12 protein-coding genes are annotated in these 15466 nt (G+C 72.4%); 5 read left to right on the top strand and 7 right to left on the bottom strand.

Annotated features, from left to right (window positions below):
- The first annotated feature begins 3 nt into the window (after window positions 1-3).
- From ACFZDL_RS36105 to ddaH, 3 genes are all read left to right on the top strand, one after another.
- Entirely contained in the window at window positions 4-1500 is a 1497-nt protein-coding gene (locus ACFZDL_RS36105; protein WP_353594681.1) for a tripartite tricarboxylate transporter permease, read from the top strand.
- Window positions 1501-1681: 181 nt separating this feature from the next.
- The gene (locus tag ACFZDL_RS36110) at window positions 1682-2062 is read left to right on the top strand and encodes a GntR family transcriptional regulator (protein WP_353594682.1); all 381 of its coding nucleotides are present in this window, start codon (window positions 1682-1684) and stop codon (window positions 2060-2062) included.
- A 178-nt stretch (window positions 2063-2240) separates the two neighbouring features.
- Window positions 2241-3017: a dimethylargininase gene (ddaH, locus tag ACFZDL_RS36115; protein WP_353594683.1), complete on the top strand. Its 777-nt coding sequence runs from the start codon at window positions 2241-2243 to the stop codon at window positions 3015-3017.
- 31 nt (window positions 3018-3048) lie between these two features.
- Here ddaH and ACFZDL_RS36120 read toward each other — a convergent pair whose 3' ends face one another.
- Window positions 3049-4146 (bottom strand): DUF5925 domain-containing protein, encoded by a 1098-nt coding sequence (locus ACFZDL_RS36120; RefSeq protein ID WP_353594704.1) that lies wholly within the window; start codon window positions 4144-4146, stop codon window positions 3049-3051.
- Window positions 4147-4345: 199 nt separating this feature from the next.
- Here ACFZDL_RS36120 and ACFZDL_RS36125 point away from each other — a divergent pair, with 199 nt between their 5' ends.
- A complete protein-coding gene (locus ACFZDL_RS36125; protein WP_353594684.1) occupies window positions 4346-5722 on the top strand; it encodes a xylan 1,4-beta-xylosidase in 1377 nt (458 codons plus the stop codon).
- Window positions 5723-5755: 33 nt separating this feature from the next.
- On the opposite strand, the gene ACFZDL_RS36130 is transcribed toward ACFZDL_RS36125, so the two are convergent.
- From ACFZDL_RS36130 to ACFZDL_RS36155, 6 genes are all read right to left on the bottom strand, one after another.
- Window positions 5756-9307 (bottom strand): polysaccharide biosynthesis C-terminal domain-containing protein, encoded by a 3552-nt coding sequence (locus tag ACFZDL_RS36130; RefSeq protein WP_353594685.1) that lies wholly within the window; start codon window positions 9305-9307, stop codon window positions 5756-5758.
- Between the two features lie 4 nt (window positions 9308-9311).
- The gene (locus ACFZDL_RS36135) at window positions 9312-10085 is read right to left on the bottom strand and encodes a polysaccharide deacetylase family protein (protein ID WP_353594705.1); all 774 of its coding nucleotides are present in this window, start codon (window positions 10083-10085) and stop codon (window positions 9312-9314) included.
- A gap of 124 nt (window positions 10086-10209) precedes the next feature.
- A complete protein-coding gene (locus ACFZDL_RS36140; RefSeq protein ID WP_353594686.1) occupies window positions 10210-11289 on the bottom strand; it encodes a glycosyltransferase family 2 protein in 1080 nt (359 codons plus the stop codon).
- Window positions 11290-11348: 59 nt separating this feature from the next.
- Complete coding sequence (locus tag ACFZDL_RS36145; RefSeq protein ID WP_353594687.1) at window positions 11349-12155, bottom strand: glycosyltransferase family 2 protein; 807 nt, start codon at window positions 12153-12155, stop codon at window positions 11349-11351.
- Between the two features lie 423 nt (window positions 12156-12578).
- Window positions 12579-13673 carry a GNAT family N-acetyltransferase gene (locus ACFZDL_RS36150; protein WP_353594688.1) on the bottom strand — a complete coding sequence of 365 codons (1095 nt, stop codon included), beginning with the start codon at window positions 13671-13673 and terminating at the stop codon, window positions 12579-12581.
- 18 nt (window positions 13674-13691) lie between these two features.
- The gene (locus ACFZDL_RS36155) at window positions 13692-14111 is read right to left on the bottom strand and encodes a hypothetical protein (RefSeq protein ID WP_353594689.1); all 420 of its coding nucleotides are present in this window, start codon (window positions 14109-14111) and stop codon (window positions 13692-13694) included.
- Between the two features lie 391 nt (window positions 14112-14502).
- Between ACFZDL_RS36155 and ACFZDL_RS36160 the strand changes: the two genes are divergently transcribed.
- Entirely contained in the window at window positions 14503-15315 is an 813-nt protein-coding gene (locus tag ACFZDL_RS36160; RefSeq protein WP_353594690.1) for an SGNH/GDSL hydrolase family protein, read from the top strand.
- The last annotated feature ends 151 nt before the right edge of the window (window positions 15316-15466 follow it).

Below are 15466 nucleotides of genomic sequence, written 5' to 3' on the forward strand. Positions count from 1 at the left end.
GCGATGGACTCCCTCTCCTCCCTCCTCGACGGCTTCGGCACCGCCCTGAGCCCGGTCAATCTGCTGTGGGCGGCGGTCGGCGTGCTGCTGGGCACCGCCATCGGGGTGCTCCCCGGCATCGGCCCGGCCATGGCGGTCGCGCTGCTGCTGCCCGTCACCTACGGGCTCGACCCCACCGCCGCGTTCATCATGTTCGCGGGCATCTACTACGGCGGCATGTTCGGCGGCTCCACCACCTCCATCCTCCTCAACACCCCCGGTGAGACCGCCGCCGTCGTCGCCGCCATGGAAGGCCATCCCATGGCCCGCTCCGGGCGCGGCGCCCAGGCGCTCGCGGCCGCCGCCATCGGACACTTCGCGGGCGGCATGATCGGCACCTGTCTGCTGGTCTTCCTCGCCCCGACCGTCGCCGACCTCGCCGTCGACATCGGCGCGCCCGACTACTTCGCCATCATGGTGCTGGCCTTCATCGCCGTGACCTCCGTGCTCGGCAGCTCCCGCATCCGCGGCTTCGCCTCGCTCCTCATCGGGCTCACCATCGGCCTGGTGGGCCTGGACCAGATGACCGGTCAGCAGCGGCTCACCTTCGGCTCGCTGCAACTGGCCGACGGCATCGACGTCGTCATCGTCGCGGTCGGCCTCTTCGCCATCGGCGAGGCGCTGTGGGTGGCCCTGCATCTGCGCCGCCGCCCCGACCAGCCCATCCCGGTCGGCCGCCCCTGGCTCGGCAAGGCCGAGCTGCGCCGCACCTGGAAGCCCTGGCTGCGCGGCCCGGCGATCGGCTTCCCGTTCGGCGCGATCCCGGCGGGCGGCGCGGAGATCCCCACCTTCCTGTCGTACGTGACCGAGAAGCGGCTCTCCAAGCACCGCGACGAGTTCGGCAAGGGCGCCATCGAGGGCGTGGCCGGCCCGGAGTCGGCCGCCTCCGCGTCCGCCGCGGGCACGCTCGTGTCGATGCTCACCCTCGGCCTGCCCACCACCGCGGTCGCCGCCGTGATGCTGGCCGCCTTCCAGCAGTACGGCATCCAGCCAGGACCGCTGCTCTTCGAGCGCGAACCGGACCTGGTGTGGGGGCTGATCGCCTCGCTGTTCATCGCCATGGTGATGCTGCTGGTGCTCAACCTGCCGCTGGCACCCGTATGGGCCAAGCTGCTGCGCGTCCCGAGGCCGTACCTGTACGCGGGCATCCTCTTCTTCGCCGCGGTCGGCGCGTACGCGGTGGGCGGCGAGCCGCTGGACCTGGTGATCCTGCTGATCATCGGCCTGCTGGGGCTGCTGATGCGGCGCTACGGCCTGCCGGTGCTGCCCGCGGTCATCGGCGTCATCCTCGGGCCGGGGGCCGAACAGCAGCTGCGGCGGGCCTTGCAGATCAGCGACGGGAGCGTGTCGGGGCTGGTCAACACGCCCTTCTCGGTGACCGTGTATGTGGTGATCGCGCTGATCCTGTGCTGGCCGCTGGTGAAGCGGCTGGTGCCGCGCGGGAGCGCGAATACCTCCTGACCGGCGGCGCTTTGACGACGGCCCGGTGGTCCCGCTCGCGGTCGAGCGGGACCACCGGGCCGTGGACTGATGGCGCCGACCCGGTGTCCGCGCCCCCCGTTTCCGTGTCTGCGCCCGACCCGGCCGACCGTGGCACACAATAGGTGCGACAAACCCGCCCGCACGCCCTGGAGCCCAGCACGTGGCCTTGAAGATCACCGTCGACCCGGATTCGGCGACGGCCCCGTTCGAACAGATCCGCGCCCAGATCGCCGACCAGGTCCGCTCGGGGGCCCTCCCGGTGGGATACAAGCTGCCGACCGTACGCGGCTTCGCCGGGGAGCTGGGGCTCGCGGCGAACACCGTCGCCAAGGCCTACCGGGCGCTGGAGTCCGACGGGGTGATCGAGACCCGCGGCCGCCACGGCAGCTTCGTCGCCGCCGCGGGCGACGCGGCCGCGCGGGAAGCGGCGAGCGCGGCGGCGGCCTACGCCCAACGGGTCCGGCGGCTCGGCCTGGACCGGGCGGCCGCGCAGACCGCCGTGGACGAGGCGCTGCGAGCCGCCTACGCCACGGACGCATGACCTCCCGCGCGCGTGCCCCCGGCGCACCCGTGCCATGTCCCCGGCGTGGCCGCGCGTGTCCCCGGCGTGGCCGCGCGCGTACGGCCTCCGCGTCCGGCGGACGGCCAAAGCCTCGAACGGCCCGGCGCGTGCCGCACCATGGAGGCCCGCAGTCGACCAGGTTCAGGACGGAGCCCTCATGCCCAGCGCCAAAGCCATCGTCCGGCGGCCCAGCCCCCGCCTCGCTGAAGGGCTCGTCACCCACATCGACCGCAAGCCGGTCGACGCCGCGCTGGCGCTGCGGCAGTGGGAGGTCTACGTCGTGGCGCTGCGCGCGCACGGCTGGGAGCCGGTGGAGGTGCCCCCGGCGGACGACTGCCCGGATGGCGTCTTCGTCGAGGACACGATGGTCGTCTACAAGAACGTCGCGCTGATCGGCCGACCCGGCGCCGCCCCCCGGCGCGCCGAAATCGCCGACGTGGAGGCGGCGGTGACCGCGCTCGGGTGTTCGGTGAACCGGATCCGGGAGCCGGGCACCCTGGACGGCGGGGACGTCCTCAAGATCGGCGACACCCTGTACGTCGGGCGCGGCGGCCGCACCGACGCCGACGGCGTACGGCAGCTGCGCGCCGTCTTCGAGCCGCTGGGCGCCCGGGTGGTGGCGGTACCGGTCAGCAAGGTGCTCCATCTCAAGTCGGCGGTCACCGCCCTCCCCGACGGCACGGTCATCGGCTACCCGCCGCTGGCCTGTGACGTACGGGCGTTTCCGCGGTTCCTCCCCGTCCCTGAGGAGTCCGGCGCCCATGTCGTCCTGCTCGGCGGCGGCAAGCTGCTGATGGCGGCGAGCGCGCCCAAGAGCGCCGAGCTGTTCGCGGACCTCGGGTACGAGCCGGTGCCCGTGGACATCAGCGAGTTCGAGAAGATGGAGGGCTGTGTGACCTGTCTGTCGGTGCGCCTGCGGGATCTCTACGCCTGACAGAGCGGCCTGAGACAGGCCCCGCCCGGCCCTATAGATACAGTCCGGCGTCCGCGTCGGCCGGCTGCGACGGCACCGACGCGGGCTTGGTGCCGCGCCGCAGCGCGTACAGCTCGGCCAGCGTCGCCCCGTCCCGTCCGATGGATTCCTCGCTGCCCAGCCAGCCGACGGCCTCCGCGCGGGTGAGCCGCCCCACCTCGATCCTGGCGAGACAGCGCCCGGGGCGGACCACCGCCGGGTGCAGCCGCTCCAGGTCCTCGTTGGTGGTCACCCCGACCAGCACGTTCCGCCCCTGGCCGAGCAGCCCGTCCGTCAGGTTCAGCAGCCGGGACAGGGCCTGGCCCGCCGTGTGCTTGGCCTCGCCGCGGATCAGCTCGTCGCAGTCCTCCAGCAGCAGGAGCCGCCAGCGGCCCTTGGCCGAGCCGTCGTCCTCGCCGATCGCGATGTCCATCAGATAGCCGACGTCGGAGAACAGCCGCTCCGGGTCGAGCACGCAGTCGACCTGGCACCAGTCCCGCCACGAGCGGGCCAGGGTGCGCAGCGCGGAGGTCTTGCCGGTGCCGGGCGGGCCGTGCAGCAGCAGGAGCCGGCCGGCGATGTCGTCCGGGGTGACCTTCATCAGCCCGTCCATGGCCTCGGCGACCGGGGCGGTGTAGTTGCCCCGGATCTCCTCCCACGTCCCGGCGGAGATCTGGCGCGTGGTGCGGTGCGGGCCGCGCCGCGGGGAAACGTACCAAAAGCCCATCGTCACGTTCTCCGGCTGGGGCTCCGGCTCGTCCTCCGCGCCGTCGACCGCCTGGCGCAGCACCTTCTCCGCGAGCTCGTCCGTGACGGCCGTCACGGTCACATCCGCGCCCCGGCTCCACCGGGACACCAGCAGCGTCCAGCCGTCGCCCTCGGCGAGGGTCGCGCTGCGGTCGTCGTCCCGGGCGGAGCGCAGCACCTTCGCGGCGGGCGGCAGCAGCGTCACACCGGACTTGACCCGGTCGACGGAGTGGCTGCGGGCGTACGGCTGCTCGCCGGTCGCGAACCGCCCGAGGGAGAGCGCGTCCACGATGTCGGACGGTGAGTCGCTGTCCTCGACGGTCAGCCGGACCGGGAGCGACTGCTCCGGGGGTGTGGTGGGCAGGGCCTGCCTCCTGGATGGGCGGGACGGTGCGTGGGTCAGCGCACACCTGAGCCATGATTCAGCACCGGGGACCGTCGCGCACCTGGGTTTAGCGGCGTTTACCGAGCTGTTCTCGAAGAAGGCCGCCGAATGGGGGCGTTCACGGATACTCTTACCCGATATGGGACGTCATGCGACGGGGCGTCATACAGGGGGACGGATGGTGTTATCGCGCGGCGGCCGGTGGCGGCTCACCGCGCTGCTCGGCATCGGCGTGGCGGCCCTGGCGCTGCTGCTCACCACCTGCGCCGGCCGGCCGGGGGAGGGTGCCGGGCGGCGGGGCTCGGCCCAGGCGCGCGAGCGGGCGGTCACGGCGGCGCCCGGCTGGGGCCTCACCCACACCCAGTACAGCGCCGACCGCGGCACCGAGCAGGGCAGGCGCGCGGCGGAGAAGACGCTCTCCGCGCAGCCGCTGACGCAGAACCAGCACATCATGGGCTGGGGAGCGAGCAATCCCGAGCCCTCGCCGGGCCGTTACGACTTCGCCGACCTCGACCGCCGCGTCGACCTCATGCGCAGGACCGGCGCCACGCCCGTGCTCACCCTGTGCTGCGCCCCGGACTGGATGAAGGGCGGCAAGCCGGGGCAGACGGACTGGTCGCAGCAGGCCCTGGAGACCGCGCCCACCCCCGGGCACTACGCGGACTTCGCCGAGCTCGCGGGCAAGGTCGCCCGGCGCTACCCGGACGTGCGCCACTTCATCGTCTGGAACGAGCTCAAGGGCTTCTATGACGACGACAGGAAGCGCTGGAACTACGAGGGCTACACCAAGCTCTACAACCTGGTCTACGCGGAGCTCAAGCGGCAGAACGAGCACAACCTGGTCGGCGGGCCGTATGTGGTGGCCGACAGCGACCCGCCGGGCGATTCCGGCGGCTCCGGCGGCTCCCCGGTGGTCAGCGGGCCCTGGGGCTCGCTCGACCAGCGCTCCGCCGATGTGGTCACGTACTGGAACGAGCACAAGGCGGGCGCGGACTTCGTCGTCGTCGACGGCTCCAGCTACACCCGCGAAGGCGATCAGCTGCTGCCGGACGAGTTCGGCGCGACCGCCAAGTTCACGGATGTGACGCGCTGGCTGCGCGAGACCACGCGTCTGCCGGTGTGGTGGGCCGAGTGGTACGTCGAGCCGCCCGACGCCGACGACGACCGCGACGGCTGGAGCGAGCCGCACCGCCTCGCCGTCCAGGCTGCGGCGATGGCCCGGCTGGCCCAGGGCGGCACGGCCGCCGCGCTCTACTGGAACCCGCAGGAGACCGGCGCCGCATGCCCCGGCTGCCTGTGGCGCAGCACCGAGCTGGCGGACGGCGGCGGCCCGCTGCCGATGATGGGACTGCTCGGCCGCTTCGCCCGCGAGTTCCCGCCCGGCACCCGCTTCCGTACGGTCGACATCGCCGCCGACGACCGGCCGAACGTGGCGGTCCTCGCGGACGACGACGCGCTGCTGGTCGTGAACATTCTGAAGCGGCCGATCCATGCTCGGATCGACGGCCGGTCGTTCGACATGGACGGGTACGAGGTGCGCTGGTTCAAGCGCTGAGCGCGGCGGCGGGCCCGGCGGACGCGGCGCCGGCTAGGACATCGTCCAGAAGCGCTGCCCGAGCGACGCCAGCAGCACGGCCAGCAGCGGCAGCGAGAACCAGAACGAGCCCTGCAGCCAGCGCAGCCGCCGCACACTCGGCCGGACCGCCACCCGCACCACCTCACGCGCCGTCAGCAGCGCGATCAGCGCGATCGCCGAGAGCGCGCCGAGCACCGACCACGGCGTCCAGGTGATCCGCGGCCCGGCCGCCCCCGGGTCGGGCCGCGGCACCGGTCCGCGCGGCGGCCGCGTCAGCTCGTACAGCGCCGCGTCGTCGTTCGACAGCACCCGGCGCAGCTCGGGCTGCCGGTCCAGGGAGCGCAGCAGGCGCCGCTCCCAGGAGGCCGAGTAGCCCGAGTCCAGCCGCAGATAGACGGACTGGCCCCGGCCCACCATCAGGTACGAGTCAGGTCCCGCCTCGCGCAACGCCTCGACCAGGCCGTCGACGAGGACCGGGTCGCGCGGGGCGAGCGTCGGCAGATAGCTCACCCGCTCCATGTCCCGGTCCCCCCACGGCATGGCCGGGGTGACGTCGTTGACGGTGTCATTGCTCAGCCACAGCACGCGCACGGTCGGCTTGTCATGGGCGTAGACGTACTCCATCGCCGCGACCTCGCCCGGCCGCACCCGCTCGAACGTCTCATTGCCCCAGCGGGCGACCAGGAAGCCGAACATCAGCACGAGCCCCGCCAGCAGGGCGGCCACCGGGCCCAGGCCCCGTCGGGCCGACACGACGCGCGGGAACAGCGACAGCGCCCCGAGCGCACACGCGCCCGGCAGCGCGAACATGAACACGCGCAGCGCCATCTCCCCGCCGTACGACTGCATGCCGAAGCCGAGGAACGGCACGAACGTCAGCACCACCAGCGACCGCTCCGCGAACCCCGCCGCGCGCCGCCGCAGCACCCCCCAGCAGGCGAAGGCGAGTACCCAGCCCGCCAGCGCCACACGGGTGCAGAGCACCAGCTTGTGCACGCTGCTGCCGCCCTCGATACGCCCCGAGACGGACGAGGACACATTGCCGCCGACCCCGCCGACCCCGCCGAACAGCTCGTGGAAATGGCCCGACCAGTACGGCTCGGCCAGGAACCCGACCCACACCGCCACCACCACCCCGCACAGCAGCGGCAGCCCGACCAGCTCCGACCGCCGCACCAGCACCAGCGCCGTCACCACCCCCAGCATCATGAACGGCGTCAGCTGGTGTGCCGCCACGGACGCCGTGAACAGCACGAGCAACAGAACCAGCAGCACGCTGCGCTGCCCGCGCGCGGCGTCGGCCACCTCGGCCTCGCCCGGCCGCCACTTCCCGCGCAGCACGCGCGGCTCCCGGAACCACACCAGCAGCACCGCGACGAAGAGGAGATAGAAGAGGTAGGTGAAGCCCTGCGGCGAGAAGTAGTCCTGGCCCACCCAGCCGCACAGCGCGAACAGCCAGGCCGCCGTCCACTTGGCGCGCCAGCTCGCGCGCAGGGACCGCAGCAGCACCATCATGGGCGCGAGGTAGAGGAGCTGAACGGCCGTCGGCCACCAGCGCAGCACGGCGGTGAAGTCCCGGGTGCCCCCGGCCCGCGCCAGGAACTCGGCCCCCGCGAAGAACCCCGGCCAGCTCCACCGCGCGTCCAGGTCCGGCGCCGCCTCGCCGGTACGGCCGATGTAGTCGAGAAACCCGACATGCTGCCACGCGGTCGGAAACCGCGGTTCGCCCTCCAGCACGGCGGGCACGGCGTGCAGCGACACCACCGTCGCCACCAGCGCCACGCTCAGCAGCCCGTGCCGCGGCCGCGTCGGCCACAGCGCGCCGGTGAAGGCGACCACCAGCAGCGCCGCGCCGAGCAGCGTCGCGTGCGGCAGCACGGAGACGAGACCCAGACCGCCCATGCCGTCCAGATCGCCCTCGCCCATCCGGCTCACCGGCACCCAATAGAACGCGAGCGCGACGCCCAGCACCGCCCACAGCCCCAACGTCACCCCACGCCCGCGCCCCGGCACCTCGGCCTTCCGGGCCCTCCCGGCCCTCCCGGCCTCTGGGTGGGGCGGCGCGGCGGTGCGGGTGGTGGGGCCGTAGCGCGGATCGGGCCCGCCTCGCCGCCGGCGGCGAGGGCCCGGGCCGCGGTCGCCGTGGACGGCGAGATCCGCGAGATCGCCGTCGGGCGCGGTGTTGAGCTCGGGTGGCAGAGGCGGGGCGGCGTACGCGCCGGACTCCGCGGGCCGCGCCCTGAGCACCCCGCGCAGCCTGACCGCCGCGATGGCCGCGATCACCGACAGGCTGGAGACCTCGGCGACCCCCGCACCCGTCAGCCCCATCCTCGGCAGCAGCACCAGCGTCAGGCCCAGCACCAACACACACAGCAGGCCCTGCAGATAAGCCAGCCCCGCGGTGCGGCTCTGCGCGCGCAGCACCGCGAAGTACACCTCGATGACGACCCGCAGCGCCGCCCCCACCGCGAACCACCGCAGCAGCGGCGTGGCCGCCCGCGCGTACCGGTCCCCGAACACCCCGAGGATCTGCGGGGCGAAGACGAGGAGAACGAGGCAGACCGGGATCATGATGCGCGCCATCCGGCGCAGCGCCGCGCGGCAGTTCTCCGCGAGCCGGGCCGGGTCGTGCGAGCCCTCGACGGTCAGTGAGGCGCCCATGTTGACGGCGAGCAGGTTCGTCGTGCCTCCGATGGTGGTGGCGATGTAGAAATACGCGTTGTCGGCCGCGCTGACCTGCGAGGCGACGATCACCGGCACCGCGTAGACCACGGCCAGCGAGAAGAGCGACCCCGTGCAGTCCCCGGCGAGGAAGCGCCCCATCTCTCGGTACGTCGCGGGCCGTGCCGTCTCCCGCGTCGCCTCGACATGGCGGGGCACCAGCCGCCGGAACACCAGCCGGCCCAGCGGCACCACGGACACCGCGATCGCGGCGACCCAGGACACGAACACCCCGGCCGTCGGGATCGCCGCGGCCAGCGCGACGAGCAGCAGCAGCTTCGCCGCCGAGAACACGGTGTTGCCCACCGGCACCCACAGCGCGCTGCGCAGCCCGGTGAGCACCCCGTCCTGCAGGGTCAGCAGCGACCACCCGACCACCGCCGCGACGAAGCCGAGGCCGTGGAGGGGCCCGTGCAGAAAGCGGTACGAGGGCCCCCACGTGTCGAGCGTGAGCAGGAAGACCCCGGCCGCCACCGCGACGACCACCGAGCTGCCCGCGTACGTACGCAGGACCAGCCGCCCGGTCGTGTGTCCTGCGACCGGGACGAAGCGGGCCAGCGCCCCGGTGAGGGTCACCGCCGTGACCCCGGCGAGCAGCTTCATCGCGGCGATGGCCGCCGAGCCCTGGCCGACCGCGTCCTCCGTGTAGTAGCGGGCCGCGGCCAGCCAGAAGCCGAGGCCGAGGACCGCCGAGATGCCCGTGTTCAGCATCAGCGCGTAGGCGTTGCGGAACAGCTGGTCGCGATCGCGGTCGCCGCGGCGGCTGGTGCGTCCTGCTGGGCCCGCGGCCCGCGCGGCGGACTTCTCGGCGGACTCCTCGGCCCGGGTGGTCGTATCGGACACGGGCTCAGCGCACCTTCCCCCATACCTGACGTGATGCCTGACGTGATCTGCGGACCAGGGCGTACCCCTTGGTGAGCGCCCGGTCCCGGGCGAAGTGCCGGCCGAGCGCCCGGCCGTCGACCAGCTGCTCGAACTCCTCGATGCGGGTCGTACGGCCGACCGTCACCCGCCGCAGGGCGTACGGCCCCTGACGGCGCGCCGCGAGACCGTTGCCCACCGCGAGCCCCACCTCGAACCCGGCCGCGCGCACCGTGCGGCGCACCCGGCGGCTGGAGTAGCCGTAGGGGTAGGAGAAGGACACCGGCGGTCGGCCGAGCTCGTCGGTGAGGATCTCCCGGCAGCGCAACAGCTCGAACCACAGCCGTTCGTCGTCGAGCTGATCGAGCTGCGGATGGGTGTGGCTGTGCCCGCCGACCTCGACACCGGCGTCCGCGAGGGCGCGCAGCTGGTCCCAGTCGAGCATGAGATCGGGCGCGCCCCCCATGTCGTACGGGCCGCGCAGCCAGCCGGTCGAAGCGAACAGCGTGGCCGCGAAGCCGTGCGCGGCCAGCGCGGGGAGGGCGTACCGGTACACGCCCTCGTAACCGTCGTCGAACGTGATCAGCACGGGCCTGCCCGGCAGCCCCGCCCCGCCCCGCCAGGCTGCGGCCAGCCGCCCGCAGCTGATAGGCGTGAACCCGCGCGCGCCGAGCAGATCCATCTGCTCGTGAAACGCGCCCGGCGAGACCGACAGCCCCCGCACCGCGCGCGCGGGCGCGTGTGCCACGGCGTGGTACATCAGTATCGGCACCTGCTCGTTCACGCCCGGCCCCCCGCACGCGCTTGCTCCGCCCGCCGCCCGCGAGCCGTTCGCACGGGGGCCGCGCGCGGGGGTGTCGCCGCGGGCGCTTGGGCTCTGCCGGTCATGCCGCCCCCTCGCGGGTCTGCGCACGCGCGTCCCCCCGGGTGCCCTGTCCCGTCCGCTCAGCCGGCCGTGCCGCCGTGCCGGGCGTCGGAGCCTTCGGTGGCGCGGCCGCCGCGAACCGGGGGCCGCCCGCCCCGCGGGCGCGGGAGGCGCCCACCAGATAGCCGCTTGCCGCGGCGGCGACGCCCGCCACGATCGCGCCCGCGCGGCCCGCGCCGCCCGGCCTGCCCAGGAGGGCGTCGCGCAGGCCGCGGGCGATGGCCGCGGGGAGTACGCGGGTGGTGTAGCGGCGCTCGGTGGACAGGCCCGCCTGGGCTCCGACGCTGCGGGTGACCAGCGCCTTGGAAAGGCCCTCGGCGTAGGCGCGGCCCGCGAAGTAGGCGAACCGTTCGCGGGCGGGCGGAACCTTGTGGTGGATCACGGCGCGGTCGTCGATGAGCAGCACCGCGTCCGGCCGGGCGCGGGTGAGCCGGATGCACAGCTCGGTCTCCTCGCAGCCCAGGGGCCGCTTGTCGCCGCCCCGCCCGATGCCGGTCGCGAACCCGCCGGTGAGCTCGAAGGCCTCGCGGCGGAAGGAAGCGTTGCCGCCGAGGACGTTGCGCACCCGGGCCCGGCCGGGCGGCAGCCCCCGGTACGTACAGCCGACGACCCAGTCGAACTCCTCGGGGAACCACGGCGGGCGGCGGCGGGAGGCCCACACCGGGACGGTGCGCCCGCCGACCGCGAACACCGCCGGGTCGGCATAGGCCGCGGCGAAGTGGTGCAGCCAGTCGCGTTCGGCGACGGCGTCGTCGTCGAGGAAGGCGATCACCTCGCCGGCGGAGGCCGCGATGCCGGTGTTGCGGCCCGCGGACAGGCCGCGCGGACCCGCGTTGGCGAGCACCCGGACCTCCTCCCGACCCGCGGCCCCAGGGCCTTTGCCGCCGTAGTGGGCGGCGAGACGGCGCAGGAGCGCGGGGTTGTGGTCGACCACGAGAAGCGTCTCGTGGGCGGGCAGCGACTGGCCGCGCACCGAGTCGACCGCCGCGAGGATGTCGTCCCAGCGCTCCTCGGTGTAGGCGCAGATCACCACGGACATCCGGAGCCGTGACGGAAGGGAGGGGGGAGAGGAGGGAGAGGGGAGAGGAGGGAGTGCGGTCACGACAGCTCCCCCCGGATCGCCGCGGGCGCCGGCGCGGGGTGGCGGCGCCGCTTGGCGCCGCGCTCGCCCAGGATGACCCTCAGCACGCGCAGCCCGTCGCGCACGGCCCGCAGATTGCTGACGCCGTGGATGCGCCGGTACTCGTGGCTGGGGATCTCCTGGACCCGCAGACCGGCCTTGACCACGCGGATGTTCATCAGGGTCTCGACCTCGAACCCGGCGCAGTCCAGCGCGATCTCGTCCAGGCAGTGGCGCCAGAAGGCGTTGTAGCCGTAGCACAGGTCGGTGTAGCGGGCGCCGAACTTGTGGTTGACCAGCGCGGTCAGGGCGCGGTTGCCGAGCTTGCGGATCGGCGTCATGTCGTCCGTGCCGCCGCCGTTGGCGAATCGCGAGCCCTTCGCGAAGTCGGCGCCGGAGACCAGCGCGGACACATAGCTGACGATCTCGCCGCCGTCGGCCGAGCCGTCCGCGTCGACCATCACCACGATGTCGCCGGTGCAGGCGGCGAATCCGGTGATGAGCGCGTCGCCCTTGCCCTTGCCGCGCTGCGGTACGACCTTCACCCCGGGCCACAGTTCGCGGGCGACCCGGACCGTGTTGTCCGTGGAATTCCCGTCCACGAGCACGACTTCATGGACCCAGGCGGGCAGGGTCTTGAAGACGTACGGAAGGTTCTCGGCTTCGTTCATGGCCGGAATCACGACGCTCACCGGCGGCGCGATCGCGAGATGGGAGGACACCGGGCGATACCGAGGCGATCCGGATTCGCTTTCCGGTGCGTCCGAGTGCACAGAGGAGCTCATGAAATGGTTTCCCTCTCGTCCGGTGGACCGTCCGCCCCCGGGCGGTCCGTTGGGTTATCCGGTTCGAAAGGGGGGTTCTCACCCGCCCATGACGGCGTGACGACATGACGGCACGGCGATATAACGGCATGGCGCATAATCGCCTGACGATGTCGACAGCCGAACAAGGACGAGCGAGCTGGCTGGTGTTACTTGCCTCGCGGCCCGCGTCGCGGCATGCCTGAGCAGCACAAACGCACAGGACAGCCGGGCGCGGCACCCCCCTACCGCGGTCCCGCTCCGGAATCCGTCGCGACCTTCGAGCCCTCCCCAGGAGCCGCTATGGTGATTGTTTCCGGCGCGGGTGTGACTATGACGGTATTTACCCTGATTACTCTATGGCAAGGGTAATCACCCAAAAACCCCCTTTGGTAAATGTGTTCGTCAATTCTGGGCCCGGATGCTGCCCCATCGCCTGAGCAGCCGGTCGGCCGGCCCGAAGAGCTCCGGCCGGGAAAGCACCGTATTGCGCAGCGCCCGAATCGGCGCACGCCGCGCCCGGTGCCCGAGCGCCACCGGATGGTGGCGCGTCACCCACCCCTCCGACACGCTGAGATCACGTGTTTTCAGGGAGTTCTTGTATTCCTTCTCACCACGCCCGAGATCCAGACAGGCCACCCCCTGCGCGGCCGCCCCCTCGGCCATGCGCAGATGCAGCACCAGTCCGGGCGAGTATTTCGCGAACGCCGTGTCGTACGCGGGGAACCAGCAGGCCAGCACGCGCTCCGAGCGCAGCCCGAAGTGTGCGGCGACCGGCCGCCCGCCGCAGTAGAGCACCGAGAGCAGCCCGGCGCACGAGGCGCCGCGCGTATGGAAGAGCTGCTCCACCAGGTGGGTGATCCAGGCGTGGGCGAAGCGGTCGCTGCGCCCCGTCCTGCGGTACTGGGCGGACTTCCAGCCGATCAGCGTGTGCAGCACGGCCGGATCGCGCTCGTCGTGGACGTATCGCACCTCCCCGACGTCCCGGCCCAGTTTGCGCTCCTTGGCGAGCGTGGTGCGGGTGAACTTCGGTGAGCGGGCCCGCAGCTGGGCGAGATACGCCTCGAAGCCCTGCTCCACGTCGATCACCGGGGAGGGAAAGGAGCGCCGGGCCCCCACCTCGAAGGGTTTCTGTCCCTCCACCAGATGATCGAACTCCCAGACCGCGAGCCCGCAGGCCTGCAGCAACTCGCGCGCGTCCCACTGGAACCCGGGCCGGTGCACCAGGCCCTGCGAGTCCGAAAGGCCAAGGCCGATCGCCCGCCCCACGCCGAGCCCGGTCCGCTGGAACGGGAAGAAGGCCACGGGCTCGCCTTGTTCGCGCACCACCGCGATCCGCACCCCACGTCTGCAGCGGCCGATGGCCAGCGTGAACTCCGGAGCGAGAAAGGGGTTCGCCAGCTGGGGCGCCCCCAGGGGGTGCGCCTGTGCCTGCAGGGCCGTCCAGGCCGCCCGGTCGGCGGCCGTCAGGTCGCCGGGGCGATACACGCCGATGTCCACGTTTCATCCCTGACTGTCTCATCCCCGAGTGTTCGCCGTACGGGCACCGCCCGTCGCGCGGCGGCGCCGGCGCTGCGCGTGGGCCGCCTGCCGTACCGACAGGAAGAGCGCCAGGCTCACCGCGCCGACCGTCAGCACGCCCCCGCGCACCGACCACACATGCGAGGCGAGCATCGCCTGGGCGACCAACAGATCCAGCGCGAGCGCGCCGATGCCCGCGAGCGCCGCCCGGGCCGGCCCGTCCAGCCCGCGCAGCGCGCCCCCCAGGGCCGATGCGGGCGCGATGACCAGGAAGAAGAGGGTGAGGGGCGCGCGGGGCGGCGAGTCGATGTCCGCGAGCGTGAGCGCGGCACCGACCCCTCCGATGGCGACGGCGACGCCCATGAGCGCCGGCCGGAATCGCAGGCCTGCTGGGCTCTTGTCACTGTTGGTCTGCATTGGCGACTTTGCCCCCTGAAGCGCCGGATGCCGGGCTTCAATGTCGCGCAGGCGGAGGAAGCCCGTCAAGATGCGGCGGATGTGCGAACGGGCGGGTCAGGGAAGGAAGTTGACCGTTCCGGTTGACGTGCGCAACGGCGTGCGCGGCGGCGCGCGACCAGCGCGCGGCCCCGCCGCGCGGGAAGTTCATCGCCCCGACCGGAATATTTTCCGAACTACACGCATAGACCCATGGTTTCGGCGGGATGACATAGCCATGTCACGCCATGGCAACAACAACACCATGGTGTGACAGACGGTTTCGAACACGATTGCCCCTTTCGGGGTGGTCGTGCCGCAAAGCATCGCCAGCAATCCTGCTATCGGCAGCAAACCTGCTAGGGGAGACTGAATGAAACTGTCCAGACTCACGGCCACCGCCAGCGCCTTCGTCGTCGGTGTCGTGCTCGCCCTCGCCGGGGCCGGCGCCGCCCAGGCCGCGGAGAGCGCCGCGGGGCCCGCCTATGTGGCGCTCGGTGACTCCTACTCATCCGGCGTCGGCTCCGGCAGCTACGACTCGGCGAGCGGCAGCTGCAAGCGCAGCACCAAGGCCTACCCCAAGCTCTGGGCCGCCGCGCACGCCCCCTCCAGCTTCAGCTTCACCGCCTGCTCCGGCGCCAAGACCGGTGACGTCCTGAACAACCAGCTCGGCCCGCTCAACTCCGGCACCGGCCTGGTCAGCATCAGCATCGGCGGCAACGACGCCGGCTTCGCCGACGTCATGACCACCTGTGTGCTCCCCGGCGAGGACAACTGCCTCACAGCGGTCGCCAACGCCCGCAGCTACGCCCAGAACACCCTGCCCGGCAAGCTGGACCAGGTCTACGACGCCATCCGGGCCAAGGCGCCGTCCGCCCGTGTCGTCGTCCTCGGCTACCCGCGCTTCTACAAGCTCAACGGCGACTGCATCGCGGGGCTCACCGAGGCCGAGCGCTCCGCGATCAACAACGCGTCGGACTTCCTGAACTCCGTCACCAAGGGCCGCGCCACCGCCCACGGCTTCGTCTTCGGTGACGTGGCCACCCCCTTCACCGGGCACGAGATCTGCTCCGGGAGCGAGTGGCTGCACAGCGTCACCTGGCCCATCGACGAGTCCTACCACCCGACGGCCGCGGGCCAGTCCGGTGGCTACCTGCCCGTCCTGAACACGGCTGACGGGATCTGATCAACTGTTTGAGCTATCGCTTCGCCACCATGCATGAGCGGGAGGCCCCGGACGTCCTTGGGTTCTAACGGTCCTCGCAACACCCGCGATCTGTGGGAGTTGCGAGGACCGTGGCCGTTGGACGCGATGATCTTGCGGGGTTGAGGGAGTG

Source organism: Streptomyces sp. NPDC007917 (assembly GCF_042959105.1).
Classification (GTDB): Bacteria; Actinomycetota; Actinomycetes; order Streptomycetales; family Streptomycetaceae; genus Streptomyces.

Coding starts and splice junctions, on each gene's coding strand:
- ACFZDL_RS36105 (WP_353594681.1), top strand. CDS start 4: ATGGACTCCCTCTCCTCCCTCCTCGACGGCTTCGGCACCGCCCTGAGC.
- ddaH (WP_353594683.1), top strand. CDS start 2,241: ATGCCCAGCGCCAAAGCCATCGTCCGGCGGCCCAGCCCCCGCCTCGCT.
- ACFZDL_RS36125 (WP_353594684.1), top strand. CDS start 4,346: ATGGTGTTATCGCGCGGCGGCCGGTGGCGGCTCACCGCGCTGCTCGGC.
- ACFZDL_RS36135 (WP_353594705.1), bottom strand. CDS start 10,085: ATGTACCACGCCGTGGCACACGCGCCCGCGCGCGCGGTGCGGGGGCTG.
- ACFZDL_RS36140 (WP_353594686.1), bottom strand. CDS start 11,289: ATGTCCGTGGTGATCTGCGCCTACACCGAGGAGCGCTGGGACGACATC.
- ACFZDL_RS36145 (WP_353594687.1), bottom strand. CDS start 12,155: ATGAGCTCCTCTGTGCACTCGGACGCACCGGAAAGCGAATCCGGATCG.
- ACFZDL_RS36155 (WP_353594689.1), bottom strand. CDS start 14,111: ATGCAGACCAACAGTGACAAGAGCCCAGCAGGCCTGCGATTCCGGCCG.
- ACFZDL_RS36160 (WP_353594690.1), top strand. CDS start 14,503: ATGAAACTGTCCAGACTCACGGCCACCGCCAGCGCCTTCGTCGTCGGT.